The sequence below is a fragment of the Solihabitans fulvus genome (genome assembly GCF_008386585.1).
Lineage (GTDB): Bacteria > Actinomycetota > Actinomycetes > Mycobacteriales > Pseudonocardiaceae > Solihabitans > Solihabitans fulvus.
This window is the reverse complement of record NZ_VUOB01000053.1, coordinates 1-24,045: the sequence shown is the minus strand read 5'-3', so window position 1 is coordinate 24,045 and position 24,045 is coordinate 1. Positions and strand designations below refer to the sequence as shown.

General features: G+C 72.6%; 11 protein-coding genes. All 11 read left to right on the top strand.

Annotated features, from left to right (window positions below):
• Positions 1 to 485: 485 nt before the first annotated feature.
• The 11 genes from F0L68_RS26830 (at position 486) to vanX (ending at position 24,023) form a co-directional block, all read left to right on the top strand.
• A complete protein-coding gene (locus F0L68_RS26830) occupies positions 486 to 1,853 on the top strand; it encodes an MFS transporter (RefSeq protein WP_149852595.1) in 1,368 nt (455 codons plus the stop codon).
• Positions 1,850 to 5,302, top strand: a complete 3,453-nt coding sequence (locus F0L68_RS26825; protein ID WP_149852594.1) for a non-ribosomal peptide synthetase — start codon at positions 1,850 to 1,852, stop codon at positions 5,300 to 5,302. Before F0L68_RS26830 ends, F0L68_RS26825 begins: the two co-directional genes overlap by 4 nt.
• The gene (locus F0L68_RS26820; RefSeq protein WP_149852593.1) at positions 5,287 to 6,330 is read left to right on the top strand and encodes a MupA/Atu3671 family FMN-dependent luciferase-like monooxygenase; all 1,044 of its coding nucleotides are present in this window, start codon (positions 5,287 to 5,289) and stop codon (positions 6,328 to 6,330) included. The genes F0L68_RS26825 and F0L68_RS26820 overlap by 16 nt, the downstream gene beginning before the upstream one ends.
• Entirely contained in the window at positions 6,330 to 10,916 is a 4,587-nt protein-coding gene (locus F0L68_RS26815; protein ID WP_149852592.1) for a non-ribosomal peptide synthetase, read from the top strand. The genes F0L68_RS26820 and F0L68_RS26815 overlap by 1 nt, the downstream gene beginning before the upstream one ends.
• A gap of 103 nt (positions 10,917 to 11,019) precedes the next feature.
• The gene (locus F0L68_RS26810) at positions 11,020 to 14,805 is read left to right on the top strand and encodes a non-ribosomal peptide synthetase (protein WP_188316851.1); all 3,786 of its coding nucleotides are present in this window, start codon (positions 11,020 to 11,022) and stop codon (positions 14,803 to 14,805) included.
• Between the two features lies 1 nt (position 14,806).
• Complete coding sequence (locus F0L68_RS26805; protein ID WP_149852590.1) at positions 14,807 to 18,028, top strand: non-ribosomal peptide synthetase; 3,222 nt, start codon at positions 14,807 to 14,809, stop codon at positions 18,026 to 18,028.
• Positions 18,025 to 20,019: a type I polyketide synthase gene (locus tag F0L68_RS26800; RefSeq protein WP_149852589.1), complete on the top strand. Its 1,995-nt coding sequence runs from the start codon at positions 18,025 to 18,027 to the stop codon at positions 20,017 to 20,019. The genes F0L68_RS26805 and F0L68_RS26800 overlap by 4 nt, the downstream gene beginning before the upstream one ends.
• Positions 20,016 to 21,233 carry a cytochrome P450 gene (locus F0L68_RS26795; RefSeq protein WP_149852588.1) on the top strand — a complete coding sequence of 406 codons (1,218 nt, stop codon included), beginning with the start codon at positions 20,016 to 20,018 and terminating at the stop codon, positions 21,231 to 21,233. Before F0L68_RS26800 ends, F0L68_RS26795 begins: the two co-directional genes overlap by 4 nt.
• A 111-nt stretch (positions 21,234 to 21,344) precedes the next feature.
• The gene (gene vanH / locus F0L68_RS26790) at positions 21,345 to 22,385 is read left to right on the top strand and encodes a D-lactate dehydrogenase VanH (RefSeq protein WP_149852587.1); all 1,041 of its coding nucleotides are present in this window, start codon (positions 21,345 to 21,347) and stop codon (positions 22,383 to 22,385) included.
• Positions 22,378 to 23,418, top strand: coding sequence for a D-alanine--(R)-lactate ligase (vanA, locus tag F0L68_RS26785; protein WP_149852586.1), 1,041 nt, complete (start codon positions 22,378 to 22,380; stop codon positions 23,416 to 23,418). Before vanH ends, vanA begins: the two co-directional genes overlap by 8 nt.
• On the top strand, positions 23,415 to 24,023 hold the full coding sequence (gene vanX, locus F0L68_RS26780; RefSeq protein WP_149852585.1) for a D-Ala-D-Ala dipeptidase VanX: 609 nt from the start codon (positions 23,415 to 23,417) through the stop codon (positions 24,021 to 24,023). The genes vanA and vanX overlap by 4 nt, the downstream gene beginning before the upstream one ends.
• The last annotated feature ends 22 nt before the right edge of the window (positions 24,024 to 24,045 follow it).

The window sequence follows — 24,045 nt, the reverse complement described above, 5'->3', positions numbered from 1 at the left end:
TACTTTTCAAGCATGCAAGCACATTTCCTTGATCATCTCAGGTGACCGCCAGATTGCGCTACTGTGATCTCCATCACACCTCTGCGGGGTTGACATGATCACAACCCGGACAATACTCATGATAAACAGGTCCGTGGGGGCAACGATGTGATCACACCTGATACAGGAATGAGTTACAGGTGTTCGACCATGGGGGATGAGCAGTAGGTATGCGCATTTTATGCGACGACGAACCGGTGTCGACCACTTCCCGCTCAAGGTGAATATCCCGGGGTTTGTCAAGATCTATACCGATTCCGCTCACGGCCGCCGGCCAGTGCCCGCCCGCGCGACCACGCGAAGAACGGCCGTTCCGCACGCCCGCGTGTCCTGAGCGCGGCACACGAACCGCACATCGCCGGCGAGGGCGCCGCGCGCGGCCGCGTGCTCGAGCCCGCCGCGCCGGACCGATCGGTGATCAGCATCGAAGGGACGCCTGGGTATTCATGCGCAAGTCCTTACCTACGCCCGACGACACGGAACCACAGGCCCCGCGTCCTGGCCGCTTCGCCGGAATGGGCGGCTTCTCGCTCATCTGGGGCGGGCACGTGGTGTCGCTCGTCGGCAACTCCGTGCTGCGGTTCGCCTTCATCATCGAGGCGTGGTCCGCAGGTGAGCGGGCCACCGCCGTCACCACGCTCTCGCTGTGCGCGCTGCTGCCGCAGGTGCTGCTCAGCCCGGTGGCCGGCGCCGTCATCGACCGGGTCAGCAAACGGGCCGCGCTCCAGTTCGCCGACACCGGCGGGCTGGTCATCGTGGGACTGCTCGCCATCCTCCAGTTCGCCGGCGGCGGCCTGGAGTCATGGCAGGTCTACCCGGCCGTCGCACTACTCGGCGCGGCCGCGGCGTTCCAGTACCCGGCCATGGCCTCCAGCGTGCCGATGCTCGTGCGCAAGGACCAGCTCCAGCGCGCCAACGGACTGCTGGCCTCAGCCAAGAGCACGGCGGACATCTGCGGGCCAGCGCTCGGCGGCGTCCTGATCGCCCTGTCCGGGATCGGCGTCATCCTCGCCGTCGACCTGATCAGCTTCGTGCTCGCCCTCGTCGCCATCCGCGTCGTGCGGTTCAAGGGCGACGAGGTCAGGAAGAAGGACGAAGCGGGGCCACGCAAGAAGATCGCGGCCGAGGCCGTCGCCGGCCTGCGGTACCTGTTCACGCAGCCGAGCCTGCGCGACCTGATTCTGACCTTCTGCGTCGTCAACCTAGTGATGATCTTCGGGTTCGCCGCCGTGCAGCCGATGGTGCTCACCAGGACCGGCAACAACACCGCCGCGCTCGCCAGCGTCAACACCGCCATCGGGATCGGCGGTGTCGCCGGCGGCCTCCTCATGGCCGCCTGGGGCGGGCCGCGCAACCGGGGCCGAGGCATGATGACCGCGATCATCGGCATGTGCCTGTCCGCCCAGGTGGCGATGGCGCTGGCTGGCGGGGTCGTCGGATGGTGCGCCGCGATCCTCGTCGGGGCGCTGATCATGCCCGTCATCAACGGCTCGATGCAGTCGATCGTGCAGACCAAGGTGCCGCAGGAATGGCAGGGCCGGGTGTTCGGCGCGGTCATGTTCCTGTCACAGATCTCCGTGCCGCTGGCTACGGCGGTCTCCGGGCCGCTCGCCGACCACGTCTTCGAACCACAGGCCAGCGCGGGCACCGGGGTGTTCGTCGTGCTGGGGCCGTTGCTCGGCAACCGGCCGGGCAGCGGCATGGCCGCCATGTTGCTCATCGCCGGCCTGTGCGGCATCGCCGTCGCGCTGTGGGGACTCGCCAGGCGCTCCGTGCGCGATATCGACACGCTGCTGCCCGATCTGGAGGGATGACCGTGCCGACCAACCCGTTCTCCCTTGTGCACGAACGGTTCGCGGAGCAGGTGCTGCGCGCGCCGGAGAACACCGCGCTGGTGTTCGGCGACGAGCGGTTGAGCTACCGCGAACTGGACACGCGGGCCGGGCGGTTCGCCGGGCTGCTGGCCGGTCGCGGGGTCGGCCGGGGCGCCCTGGTCGGCGTCTACCTCGAACGCTCGACCGACCTGGTCGTCGCCGTGCTCGGCACGCTGAGGGCCGGCGCGGGCTACGTGATGCTCGACCCCGACCTGCCCGCCGCGCGGCTGCGCGGGATGGCCGAGGACGCGCGGGTTCGGGTCGTCGTCGCCGGGCCCGGCGCGGACCTGGTAGGCGACTGGGCCGCGATCCGCGTCGCGGACGCGGACGCGACGCCGTGCCTTGACGCGATCCCGGGCAGCGCGGACGACGCTGCCTGCGTCATGTTCACCTCGGGATCGACCGGGCGCCCCAAGGGCATCGTGGCGTCCCACCACGCGATCACCGCGACCTTGACGGGACAGGACTTCGCCAGCTTCGGCGCCGGCGCGGTGTGGTTGCAGTGCGCGCCGGTGTCCTGGGACGCGTTCGCCCTCGAACTGTGGGGACCGCTGCTCGGCGGCGGGACCTGCGTGCTGCATCCCGGCCAGCGACCGGACCCGACGGTGATGGGGCGGCTCGTCGCCGAGCACGGCATCACCTCGATGTACCTGTCCAGCAGCCTGTTCAACGTGATCGTGGACGAGTACCCGCGCGCCATCGACGGCGTGCGGGAACTCCTCGTCGGCGGCGAGGCGCTGTCCCCCGTGCACGCGGCCCGCGCGTTGCTGCGGTGGCCGGACCTGCGGCTCAGCAACGGATACGGGCCCGTGGAGGGCACGGTCTTCCTGACCGTGCACCACGTTGACGAGCACACCGTCGCCGACGGCGGGCCGGTGCCGATCGGGCAACCGTTGGCGGGCAAGCGGGTGCACGTCCTCGACGAGCGGCTGCGGCCCGTCGCCGACGGCGTGACCGGCGAGCTGTACGCGTCGGGGGCCGGCATCGCCACGGGTTACGCCGGACAGCCTGGGCTCACCGCCGAGCGCTTCCTCGCCGATCCCTGGGGCAAGCCGGGCGAACGGATGTACCGCACCGGGGACCTGGTGCGGCGGCGCGCGGACGGCGTGCTGGAGTTCCTCGGGCGGGCCGACGCCCAGGTCAAGATCCGGGGCTTCCGGGTGGAACCCGGCGAGGTCGAGACCGTGCTGGCGCGGCACCCGCGCGTGGCGCGGGTCGCCGTCGTCGCGGCCGAGGACGACGCTGGTGAGCGGGGGCTCGTCGCCTACGTGGTCGCGCGGGACGGCTACGACGAACGGGAGCTGCGCGGATACGCGACGGACGCGCTGGCCGACTATCTGGTGCCCGGCGCGTTCGTGACGCTGGACGCGCTTCCCTTGCTGGCGAACGGAAAGCTCGACCGCGCCGCGCTGCCGGCCCCGCAGGCGACGCGGGGCGTCGACGGCAGAGCGGCGGCCGGCGAGACGGAGCAGACGCTCTGCGGGCTGTTCGCCGAGGTGCTCGGCAGGGAGTCCGTCGGCGTCGAGGACAACTTCCTTGCCCTTGGCGGACATTCCCTGCTGGTCGCGAAGCTGCTCGGGCGGATCCACGCGGTGTTCGGGGCCGAGATCGAGGTCCGCGCGCTCTTCGAGGCGCCGACACCCGCGACGCTTTCGGTCCGGGTCGCGCAGGCCATGGCGGTCCCGGCCGAGCCTGCCTCGGCCGACGATCGCGGCGCGGCGGGCGAGGTCTCCCCCGCCCAGCGCAGGCTCTGGTTCCTGGACCGGACCGACGCGGGTGTCGCCTACAACCTGCCGATGGTGGCGCGGTTGCGCGGCGCCGTCGACGCCGACGCGATGGCCGCCGCGCTCGGCGAGGTCGTGGCGCGGCACGAGCCGTTGCGCACCGTCTTCGACGAGGTCGACGGCGCGCCAGTGCCGCGCGTGCTGGCCGTCGACACCGTGCGGCCGGGGTTCGAGCACGCCGTGGTGGCCGCCGATGACCTGGAAAACCGGATCCGCGCGGCGGCCCGGCACCGGTTCGACCTCGGCGGCGGACCGCTGATCCTCGGCGTGCTGTTCACCGTGGCGGAACGGCCGGACGAGCACGCCCTGCTGCTGGTGATGCACCACATCGCCGCCGACGGCTGGTCGCTGCCGCCGCTGTTCCGCGACCTGTCGCTCGCGTACGCGGGCCAGACGCCGCCGCCGCTGGCCGTGGGGTACGCCGAGCACGCCGCCAGGCAGCGGCAGCGACCGGCCGCGCTGCGGGAACGCCAACTCGCCTACTGGACAAGGGTTCTGGCCGGCACGCGGGCTCCCCTGCTGGCCCGCCGCGCCGACGACACCGGGCTGCCGGACGCCGACGTCGTGGTGCGGCGGCTGGACGCCGCCACCCACGCCGGGCTCGTCGCGCTCGGCCGCGAACACGGCGCGACGCTGTTCATGGTGCTGCACACGGCATTGGCCGCCGTGCTCGCGCACGCCGGGGCCGGGGCGGACACCGCCGTCGCCGCGCCGGTGGCCGGGCGCGGCACCGACGGGACCGTGGACGATGTGGTCGGGTTCTTCGTCAACCTGCTGGTGCTGCGCGCCGACACGTCCGCCGACCCGACCGTGCGCGAGCTGCTCGCCGCGGTCCGCGACACCGACCTGGCCGCCTTCGACCACCAGGACGTGCCGTTCGAGGAGGTCGTCGACGCGGTCAACCCGCCGCGCCGACCGGGGCGGCAGCCGTTCACCGACGTGGTGTTGGCGTTGCAGAACAATGCCTGGGCGCGGCTGGACCTGGCCGGCGTCGAGTCGCGGGTGGAGGTGGTGCGCACCGGCGCCGCGCGGTTCGACCTGCTCGTCGACGTGCTGGACGACTACGGCCCGGACGGCGACCCGCAGGGGCTCGCGGTCACCCTGGAGTACCGGACGGGGGCGCTGGAGCGCGACCTCGTCGAGTGGCACGCCGACGCCCTCGTGCGCGCCCTGACCTCGGCCGTCGCCGATCCCGACCTTCCGCTGTCCCGGCTGGGCCTGGTCGAGCCGCCGCGCCTGCCGACCGCCGAGATCGAGGCGCCGCAACAGCATGCGGCCATCGCCCCGCGCACGGAGCTGGAGCGGCGCGTCGCCGAGGTGTGGACCGCCGTCCTCGGCGTCGACTCGGTCGGCGTGCACGACGACTTCTTCATGCTCGGCGGCAACTCGCTGCGCGCGGTGCGCGTCGTCGCCAGGCTCACCACCGAGTACGGCGGCACGGCGACCGCGGCGCAGTTCCTGGCCGCGCCGACCGTCGCGCAACTGGCCGCCGCGCTGGCGGCCGGCGGCGACACCGCGGCGGCGACGCCGATTCCCCGGCGGGCGCGCGTGCCTCGCCAGCAGCCCGCAGCACGACAGGAGGAGGCGCCGTGGACCTCAGCGTGATGTTCTTCGGTGCTGATGCCGGCGACGCCCGGCATTCGCAGACCTACGACGACATCCTGACCATCGCGCGCACCGCCGACCGGCTCGGCTTCCACGCGGTGTGGACGCCGGAGCGGCACTTCCAGCAGGTCGGGCAGGTCTTCCCCAGTCCGCCGGTGCTCAGCGCCGCGCTCGCCGTCGCCACCGAACGGATCGGCATCCGGGCCGGCAGCGTCGTGCTGCCGCTGCACCATCCGCTGCGGGTCGCCGAGGACTGGGCGGTCGTGGACAACCTGTCGCACGGCAGGGTCGGGCTGTCGGTGGCGACCGGCTGGCACTCGGCCGACTTCGTCCTCTCCCCCGACACCTACGCCGACCGCCGGGAGCGGATGCTGCGCGACATCCCACTGCTGCGCCGGCTCTGGGCCGGCGAGTCCGAGGAGTTCCCCGACGGGACCGGCGCGATGGCCAGGGTGCTGCCGCAGCCGCGGCCCGTGCAGGAAACCCTGCCGCTGTGGATGACCACCTCCGGCAACCCGGCGACGTGGGAGGCCGCTGGCCGGCTGCGGACCGGTGTGCTCGGCGCGACCGTCGGGCAGAGCCGCGACGAGCTCGCCGAGAAGATCGCGATCTACCGGACGGCCTGCGCGACGGCCCCCGACCAACATGGCACCGGGCCGAACGGCCGGGTCACGTTGATGGCGCACACCTATGTCGGCGTCGACGACGAGCAGGCGCAGCGGCTGGCCGCCGCGCCGCTCACGACGTACCTCAAGTCCTATGTGCGGCAGACCAGCGCGAACAAGTCGGCCGACAAGCGTACCGCCGAGCTGACCGACGAGCAGACCTCGCTGCTCGCCGAGTTCGCGTTCCGCCGCTATCTCACCTGGGGCGCGCTGCTCGGCTCCGCCGAGACGTGCCGCAAGTCGCTCGCCGACCTGCGCGACCTCGGCGTCGACGAGATCGCCTGCTTCATCGACTTCGGCCTCGGCCTCGACGAGGTGCTGGCCGGGCTGCACCGGCTGGCCGAGCTCCGAAAGGAATTCTGATGCCCCCGTCGCAGGGTTCGCCCGCCGACCGGTTCAGCGCGCTGAGTTCGGCGCAGCGGGTTCGGTTGATGCGCAAGCTCGTCGAGGGCGGCCAGACCGGGACGATCCCCGCCGTCGTGCCGCCGCGAGGCGAGGACGGGCCGGTGCGGATGAGCCCCGCGCAGGAGGACCTGTGGGTGTACGACTCGCTGTACCCCGGCACTCCCGCGCTCAACCTCTGTGCCGCGTACCACTTCGACAGCCCGGTCGACCCGGTACACCTCGCGGCCGCGCTGACGCTGGTGCAGGAGCACCACGACATCCTGCGCGCCAGAATCAGCGGCGAGGCAGGGGACCTGTGGCTGTCCTTCCCGCCGGCCGGCCCGTTCGCGCTGGAACGGGAGGACCTGCGCGGCACCGGCCGGGGCATCGACGCCGCGTTCGAGGCGTTCCGCCGGCGGCCCTTCGACCTGGCTCGGGATCGGTTGGTGCGGGCCAGGTTCGTCACGGTCGACGAGCGCCGCTGCACGCTGATGTTGAGCCTGCACCACATCATCACCGACTGGTGGTCCTTCGACGTGCTGCAAAGCGAGTTCGCCGAGGCGTACCGGGCGGTGCGCGACGGTGACGCGCCTGCGCTGACCCGGCCGAGCGTGCAGTACGCGGACTTCGCCGCCTGGCAGGGCGAACTGGCCGAGTCCGGCGTCTTCGACGCGCGCCTGGAGTTCTGGAAGCGGTACCTCGCCGAGCCGCCGCAGGCGCTGACCGTGCCGGGCGCCTCGGCCGGTGCTGGCAAGGGCATCGCGCAGATCCCGTTGCGCATCGATGCGGCCACCGCCGACGCGGTGCGCGCGCTGGCCCGCGAGCGCGGCGCGTCCGTGTACGTCGTGCTGATGGCCGCGTTCGCGGTCCTCGCGCACCGGCTGACCGGCGTCGACGACCTGGTGCTCGGCACGCCGACCGCCAACCGGTCCGCCAAGGGGCTCGACCGCGTCATCGGCTACGTGATGAACGCCGTGCCGACGCGGTGGCGCATCGGGCCGACTGACTCGTTCGGCGACGTGCTCGCCCGCTTCGTCGCCGACTTCCCCGCCGTGATGGCGAACGCCGACGTGCCGGTCGGACGGATCGTCTCGGCGGCCTCGCCGGAGCGCAACGCCGGCAGGTCGCCGCTGTTCCAGTGGGTGTTCATGCACCTCGCGCAGCAGCGCAGTGTGCGGGCGTTGCGGGAGTTCGCCGAGCCGGAGCGGATCCACACCGGCGGCGAGCACGACCTCGTCGGCATCGTGCGGGACAGCGACGACGGCATGACGGGCAGCCTTGAGGTTCGCGCGGACCTGTTCTCCCCCGACGTGGTGGCGCGGTGGGCGGACAGCTTCGTGGAGTTGTTGCGCCGCTTCACCTCGGCGCCCGACCTCCCGATGCGCGAGCACGACCTGGTGCCGGCCGAGGAACTGGACCGGCTGCTGGAACTGTCGGCCGGTCCGCCGGCGCCCGCGCCGGAGTCGCTGCCGGAGATGGTGGCGCGGCACGCGATCGCCACCCCGGACGCCGGGGCGCTGTCCAGCGGTGAGTTCTCCCTCACCTACGCCGAGTTGGCCGACCGGGTGGACCGGCTGGCCGGCCGGCTCGCGGGGCTCGGCGTCGGCCCCGAGCGGACCGTCGCGTTGGCGCTCGGGCGAACCCCCGCGATGGTGGTGGCCGCGCTCGCCGTGCAGCGTGCCGGCGGCGCGTACCTGCCGATCGACCTGGACTACCCCGCCGAGCACGTGCGGCACGTGCTGGCGGACGCGGCGCCCGTGCTGCTCGTCGCGGACTGGGCCGCGCAGCTTCCCACGGACGTGCCGAGGCTGGTCCTCGACGACGGCTCGTACGACCACGAACCGCTTGGCACGCAACCGATCGACCCTCGGCAGGCCGCGTACGTCATCCACACCTCCGGCTCGACCGGACGGCCCAAGGGCGTCACGGTCACGCACGCCGGGATCGCCGCGCTCGCGGACAGCTGGGTGCGGCGGTTCGGGCTCGACGCGGCCGACCGGATCCTTCAACTGGGGTCGCCCGCCTTCGACATCTGGGTCGGCGAGGCGGCCCTCGCGTTCGGGTCCGGCGGCACGCTGGTGGTCGCCCCGGCCGGTCCGCTCGCCGGGCCCGCGCTCGGCGAACTCCTGACCAGGGAGGCGATCACCGCCAGCATCATGACGCCGTCGGTGTTGGCGAGCATCCCGGACGGCGGGTACCCGGCGCTGCGCGCGGTGATCTCGGGCGCGGAGGCGTGCCCGCCGGAACTCGTGGCGCGCTGGGCGGTCGACGGTCGACGCTTTCACAACGCCTACGGGCCAACGGAGTTCACCGTCAGCGCCACCGCGTCCTGGCCACTGGTCGCGGACGGCACGGCACCCACGATCGGCACTCCCCTCGCCGGCACCAGGGCGCACGTCCTGGACGCGCGGCTGCGGCCGGTGCCGGTCGGCGTGCTCGGCGAGTTGTACCTGTCGGGCGACGGCCTGGCGCGCGGCTACCTCGGCAGGCCGGGGTTGACCGCCGAGCGGTTCGTCGCGGACCCGTACGGGCCGCCGGGGGCACGGATGTACCGCACCTCGGACCTGGTGCTGCGGCGGGACGACGGGTCGCTCGACTGGCTGGGTCGCGCCGACGACCAGGTGAAGCTGCGCGGCTTCCGGATCGAGCCCGGCGAGGTCGCCGCCGTGCTGGCCGAACACCCCGAGGTCGCGCGGGCCGTGGCGATCGTGCGGGAGGACGGTCCCGGCCGCAGGCAGCTGGTCGCCTATGCGGTCGCGCCGGCTTCCGTTGCGGCGCAGGCGTTACGCGAGTTCCTGGCCGGCCGGCTGCCGCTGCACCTGGTGCCGGCGGAGGTCGTCGTGCTCGACGCGCTGCCGCTGACCCCCGGCGGCAAGCTCGACCGGGCCGCGCTGCCGGCGCCCGAGCTGCCGGTGTCCGCGATGCGCGCGCCGGCCTCCGATCGCGAGGAGGCGCTGTGCGGGCTGTTCGCGCAAGTGCTTGGCGTGGAACGGGTCGGCGCGGACGACGACTTCTTCCGGCTCGGCGGCGACAGCATCATGGCGATCCAGCTCTCCGGGCGGACGCTGGCGACAACCGGCCTCGCGCTGACACCCCGGGACGTGTTCACCGCGCGCACACCGGCCCAGCTGGCGCTGGTGGCGCGCGCCGCTCCCCTGTCCTCGGTCGAGGACCCTGGGGTCGGGCGGCTGCCGCTCACGCCGATCATGCACTGGTGGCGGGCGGCCGGCGGTGACCCGACCGCGTTCACGCAGTCGATGGTGTTCCCCGTGCCGGCCGGGACCGACGCGGACCGCGTGACGCACGCAGTGCGGGGACTGGTCGACCGGCACGGGGCGCTGCGGATGCGGCTGCTCGACGGGGAGTTGGAGATCGCCGAGGCCGGCGCGCCGGTCGAGGTGACGCGGCTCGACTCGCACGGCACCGACGACCTGGACGCGCTGGCCGACGAGCTGGCGCGGGACACGCGGCTGGATCCCGGCGTGCACGGCGTGCTGCGGGCGTGTTGGCTGGACGCCGGGCCCGCGCGGGCCGGCCGACTGCTGCTGACCGTGCACCACCTGGCCGTGGACGGGGTGTCCTGGCGGGTGCTCGGCCCCGAGCTAGCCGCCGCGCTGTCCGGCGAGGACGTCGCGTCCTTGCCTGGGACGTCGTTCCTGCGGTGGGCCGAACTGCTGCTGGCGGAGGCGCGTCGGCCCGAGCGCGCGGACGCCGAACCCGCCTGGTGGCACCGCGCGCTGAGAGGCCGGGACGCCAGGATCGCCGACGGGCGCGGCGCAGGAGCCGCGCGGGCGACGCTCGCCGTCGAGCTGACCACGGACACCACCGAGGCGCTGCTCGGGACCGTGCCAGCGGCCTTCAACTGCGGCACGGACGCGGTGCTGCTGACCGCGCTGACGGCCGCGGTCGCGCGGTGGCGCGCCGCGCCGGCCGGCTCCGGGCTCCTGGTGAACCTGGAGGGGCACGGCCGCGAGGCGATCGCGGCCGACATGGACGTCTCCGGGACGGTCGGCTGGTTCACGACCCAGTACCCGGTCCGGCTCGACGCGGGTTCGGCCGCGGGCGACGCCTTCTGGGACGCGACCGGGACCGGGCCGGGACAGGCGCTCAAGCTGGTCAAGGAACAGCTGCGCGCGGTGCCCGACGCCGGGCTCGGCTGGGGCCTGCTGCGGTACCTGAATCCGGACACCGCACCGGTGTTGGCCGCACTGCCCGTGCCCGATCTGCGCTTCAACTACCTCGGGCGGATGTCCGGCGGCGACACGGCGGGCGGCGAGCTGCTCGGCGCGGCGGCGGAGGCGATGCCGCTCGGGCACGCGGTCGAGATCGACGCGGTGGCGGTCGACGGGGACGTTCGCGGCCTGCGGTTGGTCGCCGAATGGTCCTACGCGCAGGGAGTGCTCGCCGAGGACGAGGTGCGGCGGCTCGCGGAACTGTGGCGGGAGGCGCTGGACGTGCTTGTGGCGCACGCGAAGCAGGACGGCAGCGGCGGGCACACCGCGTCGGACTTCCCGCTCGTCGAGCTGTCCCAGGACCAACTCGCATCACTGGAAGGCAGCCTGTGAACGCGCGCATCGCCGGCAGGCACATCACCGGCAGACACACCGCGTCGGACTTCCCACTCGTCGAGCCGTCCCAGGACCAACTCGCATCACTGGAAGGCAGCCTGTGAACGCGCGCATCGCGGACGTGCTGCCGCTGTCCCCCGCGCAGGAGGGCCTGTTCTTCCACGCGCTGCGGCACGAGGACGGGCCCGATCCATACCTCGTGCAGGCCAGGTTCCTGGTGGCGCACGGGGTGCCGATCCGGGACGGAGTGACCGCGCTGCTGGCGCGGCACCAGAACCTGCGGGCCTGCTTCCGGCACGAGCGGCTGGACAAGCCGGTGCAGCTGGTTCCGCTCGACGTCACGGTGCCGTGGCGCGAGGTCGAGGGCGGCGACGTGCCGCGGCTGCTGGCCGAGGACCGGGCGCTGCGTTTCGACCTGACGCGGCCGCCGCTGGTGCGCGGCACGCTGGTGCGCGGAGACGAGCGGGACGAGCTGCTCCTGACGTTCCACCACATCCTGCTGGACGGCTGGTCGCTTCCCGTGCTGGAGCGGGACCTCGCTGCGCTGTGCGCGGGCGATCCGTTGCCACCGCCCGTGCCCTACCGCCAGTACCTCGCCTGGCTGCACCGCCAGGAGCGCGGGCCCGCGGAGGCCGCGTGGCGGGATGCCCTGGCGGGCCTGGAATCCCCGGTGCTGCTCGGGACCTCAGCCGATCCCGGCGACCCGGCGGACGAGCCGGCCGTGTTGGACGTCGAGCTGCCCGCAGGGTTGACCGCCGCGCTCGGTCGACGCGCCGCCGAGTGCGGCGTCACCCTCAACACCCTCGTGCAGGCCGCGTGGGCGCTGGTCCTGGCGCGGACCACCGGGACCTCGGACGTGGTGCTCGGGGCGGTCGTCTCGGGCCGGCCGCACGACCTTCCCGGCGTGGAGCAGATGGTCGGCCTGTTCATCAACACGCTGCCCGTCCGGGTGCGGCTGCGGGCAACCGAGTCGGTCCGCGACCTGGTGGCACGGATACAGGACGAGCAGCTGCGACTGGCCCCGCACCATCACGTGCGGCTGGCCGAGGTGCAGCGGGCGGCCGGTGTCGGCGAGCTGTTCGACACCGTGCTGGCGTTCGAGAACTACCCGCGCACCGCCGCGCCGACCGAGACCGGCGTGCGGCTGGTGGACGCGCACGACGCGACGCACTACCCCGTGACGCTGGCCGTCGTCGCCGGCGAGCGGATGCTGCTGCGGCTGAGCTGCCGCCGAGGCATCGCGCCGGAGGTGTTGGCGGCGCGGACCCAACGGGCGTTCGAGGAGCTGGCCGGCGACCCGGGCCGCCGCGTCGGCACGCTGGACGTGCTGCCCCGGTCCGAGCGCGACGCGCTGCTGGCGGCAGGCGCGGGCCCGGCGCGTGAGGCGACCGGGGCGGCCACCGTGCCGGCGCGGTTCGCCGAGTGGGTGGCCGCCGCACCGGATGCGCCGGCGGTCCGGGCGGCCGAGGGGCAGCTGAGCTACGCGGAACTGGCGGCGGAGTCCGACGCCATGGCCGCTCGGCTCGCGGCGGCGGGTGTGCGCCGGGGTGACACGGTGGCCGTGGTGCTGCCGCGCTCCCTGTCCCTGGTGGTGGCGCAGCTCGCCGTGCTCAAGGCGGGCGCCTGCTATCTCCCCCTCGATCCGGCCCAGCCGGACGACCGGCTTGCCCGGCTGCTGGAGTCCGCCGGCACCCGGTTCGCGGTGGCCGACAAGGGACTCCGGTCGCCGGAGTCGGTGCGCGTGCTTGGTCTGACCGACGACGGCGACGCGCCGGCCGCCGCCCCCGGTCCGGTCGGACCCGACGATGCCGCCTACGTCATGTACACCTCGGGATCGACCGGCGAACCCAAGGGCGTCGTCGCGCCGCACCGGGCCGTCGTCGAACTCGCCGCCGACTCGGCCTTTCGCGGCGGCGCGCACCAGCGCGTCCTCTTCCACAGCCCACACACCTTCGACGCGGCCACCTACGAGGTGTGGGTGCCCCTGCTCAACGGCGGGACCGTCGTGGTCTCCCGGGACGACGCGGTGACACCCGACGTCCTCAAGCGCGTCCTGCCCGACGAGGGCATCACCGCCCTCTGGCTCACCGCGGAACTGTTCCGCACCATCGCGGAACTCGCGCCCGAGGTGCTCGGCGCGGTGCGCGAGGTGTGGACCGGCGGGGACGTGGTCTCGCCGGAGGCTATCGCCCTGGTCAGGGCGCACTGCCCGGAAACCCTTGTGGTGAACGGATATGGCCCGACCGAGACCACCGTGTTCGCCACGGCCGGCACCGAGGGCATCGGGCGGCCGCTCGACAACACCGCGGCCCACGTCCTGGACCCCTGGCTGCGGCCGGTGCCGGACGGCACGGTCGGCGAGCTGTACGTCGCCGGGTCCGGGCTCGCGCTCGGTTACCTGCGGCGGCCCGACCTCACCGCCGAGCGGTTCGTCGCCGATCCGCACGGCCTGCCGGGCGCGGTCATGTACCGAACCGGAGACCTGGTCCGCCGCGTCCCCAGCGGGGCCCTCGACTTCGTCGGTCGGGCGGACGACCAGGTCAAGGTGCGCGGCTACCGGATCGAGCCCGGCGAGATCGAGGCGGCGCTGGCCGGCTGCCCCGGCGTCGTCCGGGCCGTCGTCGCCGCACGCAGGAGCCCGGCAGGCGGCAAGACCCTCGCCGCCTACCTGGTCCTCGCCGACGGCGCCGAACTCGACGCGGTCCGCGCGCAGGCCGCACGCGCCCTGCCCCGGCACCTGCTGCCGTCGACGTGGACGCGCGTCGACACCGTGCCGCTGACCCCGCACGGCAAGGTCGACCGGGCCGCCCTGCCCGAACCCGAACAGACGTCGACGGCAGGGCGTCGGCCGCAGCTCGGGCGCGAGGCGGCGCTGTGCGCGCTGTTCGCCGAGACGCTCGGCCTCGACACGGTCGCCCCCGACACGGACTTCTTCACGCTCGGCGGCCATTCGCTGCTCGCGCTGCGGCTGGCCTCGCGCGTCGAGTCGGCGCTGGGCGTCCGGGTCCCCGTCGCGGCCCTGTTCGAGTCCTCCACCCCGGCCGCGCTCGCCGAACGGTTGGGCGGCAACGGTTTCCAGGGCGACGGGCTCGCGCCGATCATCACCCTGCGGGCGGGTGGCGACCGCACCCCGCTGTTCTGTGTGCATCCCGGATCTGGCCTCGGCTGGTCGTTCGCCGCGCTGCTGCCGCACCTCGCGCCGGGTCGGCCGGTGCACGCCCTGCAAACGCCCGCGGCACAGGGACATCGCGACCTGCCGGACACGCTGGCGGAGCTGGCCGCGCAGCACGTGGCGCGCCTGCGCGCGGTCCGGCCGCACGGTCCGTACCTCCTCATCGGGCACTCCTTCGGCGGCCTGCTCGCCTACGAGATCGCCACCCAGCTGCGCGCCGCGGGCGAGGAGATCGGGCTGCTCGGCGTGCTCGACACCATGCCGAAACCGCAGGACGTCACCGAGCGGCCGCTCGATCCCGCCGAGATCGCGCGGGAGGCGCACGCAGTGTTCCTGCGGCACGCGGCCCCCGAGGCGCCGATCCCGTCCGGCCAGCACGCCCGCGCCGAGACGCTGGCGCTGATCCGGGGCGGCCAGGGCATCTACGCCGCGTTCGACGACACGGCGTTGGACACCCTGCTGGACGCGTGCGGGAACCACATCAGGGTGGGGCGCGCCTGGCGGCCCGCACCGTTCGACGGACGCCTCACGCTCTTCTCCGCGACGCGCGACACCAACCCGTCCGAGGGGACCGACGCGAAGGTCGCGGCCTGGCGACACGTGGCGACCGACGTCGACGTCCACGAGCTGGACTGCGGGCACAGGAACGTATTCGATCCGGGGCCGGCGGCCCTCATCGGCGCCGTCCTCGACACCGCTGTGCGGGGGAGCTGAAGTGGACACAGGAATGGACGTCGAGACGCACGAGGAGTACGAGTTCCCGGTCTCCGACGCGCAGAGCAGGCTGCTCGTGCTGGACGAGTTGGACCCCGGCTCGGCGCAGTACACCGTGCCGGCCGCGTTCACCGTGCACGGGCCGTTCGAGTTCGCCGCGTTCCGGTCCGCCATGGACGCACTGGTGCTGCGGCACGAATCGCTGCGCACGGTCTTCCGAACCGCGCAGGACGGGACCCAGGTCCAGCTCGTCTCGGCAGGCGGGCGCGCCGACGTCCGGCTGGAGACGGGGGTCCAGGTCGGCGAGGTGGACGCGCGGATGCGCGCCGAGGCCTGCCGGCCGTTCGACACGGCCACCGGGCCCCTGTTGCGCGGCACGGTGTACGCCGTCGACGACGCCTCGCACCGCGTGCTGCTCGTCGCGCACCACCTGATCTGCGACGGCTGGTCCCTCCAGGTGATCCTCGGCGGCCTCGCCTCGGCCTACGAGGCGGCGCTGCGGGGGCTCCCGTACGAGCCGCCGGAGCTGCCGCTCCAGTACCCGGACTACGCGGCCTGGCAACGGGAACGGCTCGCGCGCGGCGAGTACGGGCCGGCCGTCGCGCACTGGGCCGAGCAGCTGCGCGGCGCGCCGGAGACGGTGCCGCTGCCGCTGGCCCGCCCCCGGCCCGCGGTGCGGTCCTCGGCCGGCGGCACGGAACGCTTCGTGCTCGGCCCCGAGGTGCGCGAGCGGCTGATGGAGGCGGCCCGCAGCAGGGGCGCAACGCCGTTCATGACGCTGTTCGCCGCGTACGCCGCGTTCCTCGGCAGGCTGTCCGGCCGCGAGGACCTGGTGGTCGGCTTCCCGGTGTCCGGCCGGGATCGCGCCGAACTCCAGGAGATGGTCGGCATGCTGACCAACACCCTCGCGCTGCGGGTGGACCTCTCGGGCGACCCGTCGTTCGGCGACCTGGTCGGCCGCCTGCGGGACCGGTTGCGCGCGGCGGGGCCGTACCAGGACGCGCCGTTCGAGGCGGTCGTCGACGCGGTCGCGCCGGCCCGCGAGACGAGCCACGACCCGGTGGTGCAGGTGGTGTTCGCCTACGACGACGACACCGACCTCGCGCTGCGACTGGCCGGCGCGGACGTGCGCCGCGCCGAACTCGACCTGGAGACCGCCAAGTTCGACCTGCACCTGCACGCCGAGCGGTGGGGCTCCGACCTGGTGGCACACCTCATCTACCGCAGTGAGCTGTTCGACGCGGCGACCGTGCGCGCCTGGCGGCGGGGGTTCGAGACGCTGCTCGACGGGGTGCTCGCCGACCCCGACCTGCTGCTGTCCTCGGCCGACCTGGTGCCCGCCGACGACCGCGCTGGCGTGCTGGCCGCGACTGACCGCACCGCGCTGGCCGCCCCGGTCGACCGGCTCGTACCGGAACTGGTTGCGGCACAGGCGATCGAGCGTCCCGACGCGACCGCGCTGGTCTGCGGCGAGGTCCGGCTCAGCTACCGCGAACTGCTCGCTCGCGCCGACGCGCTGGCGGCCAGGCTGCGCGCGGACGGGGTGCGCCCCGGCGTCCAGGTCGGCCTGCTGCTGCCGCGCTCGGCGGACATGGGGATCGCGGCGCTGGGCGTGCTGCGGGCCGGCGGCGCGTACGTGCCGCTCGACCCGGCGCATCCCGAGGCGCGCCTCGCGTACATGGTGCGCGACTCCGGCATGTCGCTGCTGCTGACCTCCGCCGAGACCTCGACGAAGGCGGCCGGCCTCGGGGTCGCCGTGCTCACGCTGCCGCTGGGCGACTCGGCGGTGCCCGAAGCGCCTCGGCACTCGCCCAGACCCCGCGACCTCGCCTACGTCCTCTACACCTCCGGGTCCACCGGTGTGCCGAAGGGCGTGGCCGTCGAGCATCGCGCGCTGGCCAACCTCGCCGTCGCCGTGCGGCCCGCCTTTCCCGTGACCGCCGACGATCGCGTCCTCCAGTTCGTGTCGTTCGGGTTCGACGTGGCCGTGTCCGACCTGTTCTTCCCCTGGGTCGCCGGCGCGGAGCTGCACATCGCGCAGGAGCACGAGCGGCTCGGCGACGCGCTCTTCGCGCGGCTGCGGGACTCCGCGATCACCTACGCGTTCCTGCCGCCCGCCGCGGCGATGCTGCTGCCGGCCGACGCCGGCGGCGCGCTGCCGCACCTGCGCACGCTCGCGGTCGGCGGCGAGGCGTGCCCGCCGGAGCTGGTCGAGCGGCTCAGCGCGCCGGGGCGGCGCATCGTCAACGCGTACGGCCCCAGCGAGGCCACCGTCTACGCCACCACGGCCGATCTCCTGCCAGGCGAACAGGTGCCCATCGGCCACGCGGTGCCCGGCGCAAGGACCTACGTGCTCGACGGGCGGCTGCGCACCGTGCCGGTCGGTGTCACCGGCGAGATCTATCTCGCCGGCGCGTCGCTGGCGCGCGGCTACATCGGGCAGCCCGGCATGACCTCCGAGCGGTTCACTGCGGACCCGCACGGCGCGCCGGGCACGCGGATGTACCGCACCGGCGACCTCGGCCGGATCGACGCGGACGGCGTGCTGCACTACTTGGGGCGCACCGACTCCCAGGTCAAGCTGCGCGGCTTCCGCATCGAACTCGGCGAGGTCGAGACGCTGCTCGCGGCCGTTCCCGGTGTCTCCGTCGCCGCAGCCGCCGTGCACGGCACCGGCGGCGAGCAGCGGCTGGTCGCCTACACCGTCGGCACGGCCTCGGACGAGGAACTGCGCGCCGACCTTGCCGACCGGCTGCCCGGCTACATGGTGCCGGATGTCTTTGTCCGCCTTGACGAACTGCCGCTCAACCGGTCCGGCAAGATCGACCGCGCGCTGCTGCCCGAACCGCCTGCCCTGCGGCCCGCGTTGCCGCTGGCCTACACCGCGCCGGTGAGCGGGACCGAGACGGCGGTCGCGGAGGTCTGGGCGCGGGTGCTGACCGTCGATCGCGTCGGCGTGCACGACAACTTCTTCGATCTCGGCGGCAACTCGGTACGGCTGCTCGCCGTGCTGGCCGCGCTGCGGGAGCGGTACGACGAGGACACCGTGTCCCTGGTCGACCTGTTCCGCCATCCCACCGTCACCGCGCTCGCCGCGCACCTCGACCGCTCCCGGTCCGCCGCCGACACCACCGCGTCGGCAGCGGACCGGCGAGGCGGCGACCGCCGCACCCGGCTGGCCGCCGCGCAACGGCTCCGCAACCGGAAGGGCACCGAACGATGACCGAGGCGACCGATGGCCAGGACGGCGCGATCGCGGTCGTGGGGATGAGCGGACGCTTCCCCGGCGCGCGCAATCTGGCCGAGTACTGGACGAACCTGCGCGACGGCGTCTGCTCCATCGCCGAGTTCACCTCGGCGGAGCTGCTCGCCGACGGCGCGGACGAGCAGGCGATCGGGCACGCGAACCACGTGCCAGCCAAGGGATTCCTCGCGGACGCGGACCGCTTCGAGGCCGAGCTGTTCGGCTTCAACCGCACCGAGGCCGCCGCCCTGGACCCGCAACACCGGCTGCTGCTGGAAACCGCGTGGTCCGCGCTGGAGGACGCCGGCTACGACCCGTTGCGCGGGCCCGCGCGCACCGGCGTGTACGTCGGCGGCTCCCCGACCGAGCACATGTTCGCCGCCGCGACCGACCCGAGGCTGGCCGCGACGATCGGCGCGATGCAGGTGCGGATCCTCACCGACCGGGAGTTCCTGGCGCCCTGGGTGTCCTACCGGCTCGGGCTCGACGGGCCGAGCATGACCGTGCAGACGGCCTGCTCGACCTCGCTCACCGCGGTGCACCTCGCGGCGCAGGCGCTGTTGCTCGGCGAGTGCGACGCGGCGCTCGCCGGCGGGGTGGCCGTGGATTCGGTGCGCAGGAACGGATATCTCTACACCGACGGCGGGATCTTCTCGCCGGACGGCCGCTGCCGGCCGTTCGACGAGAAGGCGGCAGGCACGGTGCCGGGCAACGGCGTCGGCGTGGTGGTGTTGCGGCGGTTGGCCGACGCGCTCGCGGACGGCGATCCGGTGCGGGCGGTGATCCGGGGGACGGCCGTCACCAACGACGGCGCGACCAAGGTCGGCTTCACCGCGCCCGGTGTCGACCAGCAGACCGCGGCGATCGTGGAGGCGTGGGGCGCCGCCGGGCTCGATCCGGCCTCGGCCCAGTACCTGGAAGCGCACGGCACGGGCACCCAGCTCGGCGACCGGATCGAGCTGGCGGCGGCGACGGCCGCGTTCCGCGACGCGCGCGAGGTCGGTCTCGGCTCGGTCAAGTCCAACATCGGACACCTGGACGCGGCGGCCGGGATCGCCGCGCTCATCAAGTCCGTGCTGATGGTGGAGCACGGCACGCTGGTGCCGACCGTCAACGTCACCAACGCCAACCCCGAGTTGCAGTCGGGGTCCACGCCCTTCCGGCTGGTCGACGAGCGCGCCGACTGGCCTCGGCCCGCGGACGGCCCGAGGCTGGCGGGCGTGACCTCGGTGGGCATCGGGGGCACGAACGTGCACCTGGTCCTCGCCGAGGCGCCGCCGAGGCCCGCGGCCGCCCGCCGGGCCGACGCCGAGGTCCTGCCGCTGTCCGCCCGCACCGAAGCCCAACTCGCCGCGCTCACCAGCGCCATGGCGGACGCGCTGTCGACCGGGGACGGGCCGGACATCGCCGAGGTGGCGCACACCCTGCACGCCGGGCGCACTCCCCTACCGGTGCGCGGCTACGTCGTGGCCGCCGACCGCGCGGACGCGGTCACGCAGCTGCGGACCGGCCGGCGGGTGACGCACCCGCTTGGCGAGGCGTGGCTGGCCGGCGAGGACGTGGACTGGCCCGCCGTTCCCGGCGCGCGCCGGGTGCGCGTGCCGACCTACCCGTTCGCCGGCGCGAGCCACGGCGCGCTGTCCATCACCCGCGCCCAAGCGCCCGAGGAAACCGCCGCACGACAGGACATCGACACCGAGGCGGCCGTCGGCGTGCTGCTGCGCGAGGCCCTCGACCTGGACGGCCCGGCCGCTCTCGACCAGACGTACTTCGCGGCGGGCGGCGACTCGCTCACGGCGGTGCTGCTGGTCGGGCGGCTGAGCGACGAGTTCGGCATCGACGTGTCCATCGAGCTGTTCCTTGAGCAGCTCACGCTCGCGGAGCTGGCGGCGCGCATCGTCGCCGCCGCGTCCCCGGACGACTCGCTCGCCTCGCTGCTGGACGAGTTCGAGGCGGAGGCTGGCGCATGACGGTCCCCGTCGACCTGCTCGATCCGCGCCTGCACGCCGAACAGGACCTGCGCGGGGTCTGGCGGGATCTGCGCCGCGACGAGCCGGTGCGGTGGCAGCCCGTCGACCCGGCGCTCGGCGCGGCCGTGCCCGGATTCTGGGTGGTCACCCGGCACACCGACGTGCAGCGCGCCCTGCGCGACACCCGCACCTTCTCCTCGCAGGGCGGCAACATGCTCGCCACCCTGCTCAAGGGGAGCGACGACGGCGCGGGCAAGATGCTCGTAGTCACCGACGGGCCGAGGCACCTCGCGTTGCGGAGCCTGCTGATGAGCGGTTTCGGGCCGCGCCAGCTCGGTCCCGTCACCGCCTCGATCGCCCGCTCGACGCGCGATCTGCTCGCGGAGCTCGTGGCTCGCGGCGGCGGCGACTTCGTCGCCGAGGTCGCCGCCCAGGTCCCGCTGCGGGCGATCTGCGAGCTGCTCGGCGTCCCGGCGGCCGACCGCGCGCGGGTGCTCGAGCTGACCAACGGCGCGATGCTCGGCGAGCACACCGAGGAGGCGTCGATCGAGGTGCGGATCGCGCGCAGCGAGATCATGCAGTACTACCTGCGGCTCGCGGCGCGGCGGCGGGAGGCACCGGGCAGCGACGTGATCAGCCTGCTGGTGGGCGGCACGGTCGACGGGCGTCCGGTGACCGAGGAGGAGGTCCTCTTCAACTGCTACAACCTGATCATCGGCGGCGACGAGACCGCGCGGCTGTCGATGGCGGGCGGCCTGCTCGCGTTGGCCGAGCACCCCGCCCAGTGGCGGCGGCTGCTGGCCGACGCCGCGCTGGTCGGGCCGGCCACCGAGGAGATCCTGCGCTGGACGACGCCGGTCGCGCACGTCGGGCGCAGGGCGACCGTGGACACCGAGCTTGGCGGGCAACCGATCGCGGCAGGCGACGCCGTGACGTTGTGGTGCGCCTCGGCCAACTTCGACCAGGAGGCGTTCGAGGAGCCCGACAGTTTCGCCCTGTCCCGGGACCCCAACCGCCATGTCACCTTCGGCTTCGGCCCGCACTTCTGTCTCGGCGCGCAGTTGGCCAGGGCGGAGATCCAGGCGCTGCTGTCCGAGCTTCGCGCGCAGGCGGAGTCCTTCGAGGTGACCGGGCCGGTGCCGAGGCTGGCGTCGAACTTCATCCGGGGAGTGGCCGCGCTGCCGATGTCCTTCACGCCGACGCGCACGGTCTGACGCAGCGGGTAACGCGCGCTCTCGCGCGCGCGTTACCCGTCGGTAACATATTGTCGGCATATCGAGAACCAGATACGTGCCGGCAACACCGCGCTGGTTTGACTTGGCGGCATGCCCTACAGCGAACCAGCACGAACGGCGGCCCGCCGCGCCCGGTCGCTGACGCCCTCGTCCCCTTCGGTCGTCCCGACAACGGGAATCACGATCTATGGATGCGGACGGGACGAGGCAGCCTTGTTCCGGGAGATGGCGCCTCGCTGTGGCGTCCTGCCGACCATCACCGAGGCCGCGGTATCCGAGGCCAACGTCGACCTGGCACGCGGAAATCGATGCGTCAGCGTTGACCACAAGACCCAGATCACCAACCCCACCCTTCTCGTGCTCAGCCGGGTGGGCGTTGCGTACATCTCCACGCGAAGCATCGGATACAACCACGTCGACGTGGCATACGCGGAGAGCGTGGGCATTTCCGTTGAGAACGTCGCCTATTCGCCGGACAGCGTGGCCGACTACACGGTGATGCTGATGCTGATGCTGGCGCGAAACGCACAGTCCATCATCAGGCGCGCGGACGTCCACGACTACAGGCTGAACGACGCACGCGGGAAAGAACTACGCGACCTGACCATCGGGGTCATCGGCACAGGACGCATCGGCGCGGCGGTCATGCACCGGCTGCGCGGCTTCGGCTGCCAGGTGCTGGGCTACGACAGTCGCCCCCAGAACTCCGCCGACTACGTTCCCCTCGACGAACTGCTCCAGCTGAGCGACATCGTCACGCTCCACACGCCGCTCAACGCGGGCACACACCATCTCCTCAATCGTCACCGTATCGCGCAGCTGAAACACGGCGCGTTCGTCATCAACACCGGACGCGGCCCACTTCTCGACACCGAGGCCCTCGTCTCGGCACTGGAAAGCGGCAGGCTGGGCGGCGCGGCGTTGGACGTCCTCGAAGGCGAAGAGGGAATCTTCTACGCCGACTGCCGAAACAAATCCATCGAAAGCACGGCGCTGTTGCAACTACAGAGACTGCCGAATGTGCTCGTCACCCCGCACACCGCCTACTACACGGACCACGCCCTGAGCGACACCGTCGAAAACAGTCTCATCAACTGCTTGAACTTCGAAGGCGGGAAGCAGCATGGATAGATTGAAGGTCGGAATCGTATTCGGGGGCACTTCCGAAGAACATCCCGTCTCCGTCAAGTCCGCGCAGGAGGTCGCACAGAACCTCGACACCGACAAGTACGAACCGTTCTACGTCGGGATCACGAAGGACGGCGCCTGGAAGCTCTGCGACGGCCCCGGCCCAGGCTGGGAGGACGACGCTTGCCGTCCGGCCATGCTGTCGCCGGACCGAAGCGTCCACGGACTGCTCGTCCTGGAACAGGGACACTACGAGGTGATCGGCCTAGACCTCGTGCTGCCCGTCCTGCACGGCACGCTCGGCGAGGACGGCGCGATACAGGGCCTGTTGGAACTCTCCGGCATCCCCTACGTCGGCTGCGACATCCAGAGTTCCGCCCTGTGCATGGACAAGTCACTGACGTATGCCATCGCCAGCAGCGCGGGAATCTCGACGCCGAATTTCCGGATCGTCCCGGCGAACGAGAACCCCGATCCCGACCAGTTCAGCTATCCCGTCTTCGTGAAGCCGGCCCGTTCGGGGTCCTCGTTCGGCGTCAGCAAGGTATCTCACAAAGAAGAACTGCACAGCGCGGTGGAGACCGCGAGAAAGTACGACTCGAAGGTGTTGATCGAGGAGGCCGTCGTCGGCAGCGAGATCGGATGCGCGATCCTGGGGAACGACCTGGAGCTGATCGCCGGCGAGGTCGATCAAATTTCCCTGTCGCACGGTTTTTTCAGAATCCACCAGGAGAGCGCGCCCGAAAGCGGCTCCGAAAACTCGACACACATCGTTCCCGCCGACATCTCGGCGGCGGCGCGCTCGCACGTCCAGGAGGCGGCAAAGGCCGTGTATCGCGCCCTGGGATGCAGGGGGCTGTCGCGGGTGGACATGTTCCTCACGGAAGATGGCACCGTGGTCCTCAACGAGGTCAACACCCTGCCCGGCATGACCTCGTACAGCCGCTACCCGAGGATGATGGCGGCCGCGGGATTGCCCCTCGCCGACGTGATCGACCGGATCATCTCGTTGGCACTGACCGGGAAAATCCGATGATCGACGACTTCGTCTTCGTGGACGAACTTCTGCCCGGCATGCGCTGGGACGCCAAGTACGCCACCTGGGACAACTTCACCGGCAAACCGGTGGATGGATACCTGGCAAACCGAATCGTCGGCACGAGGGATTTGTGCGCGGCCCTGCAAGGAGCGCAGGACAAGGCCGCGTCCCTCGGCTTCGGCCTGCTTCTCTGGGACGGTTACCGCCCGCAACGCGCCGTGGACTGCTTCCTGCGCTGGTCAGCGCAACCGGAGGACGGCCAGACGAAGCTCCGACACTATCCGAACATCGACAGGCCCGAGATGTTCGAACGGGGATACGTGGCCGCCAGGTCCGGCCACAGTCGGGGCAGCACCGTCGACCTGACCCTCTATCACCTGGCCACCGACGAACTTGCCTCCATGGGCGGCGACCATGATCTGATGGATCCAGTCTCCCATCACGGCGCGGCAGGAATCACGGCAGTCGCGGCGACAAACCGTCAACACCTGCGATCCATCATGGAGGACTGCGGTTTCAGCTCGTACGACTGCGAGTGGTGGCACTACACGCTGAAAGACGAACCCCATCCGGACACCTATTTCGATTTTCCGATTGCCTAGTACGGCAACCGCAGTCTGGGAT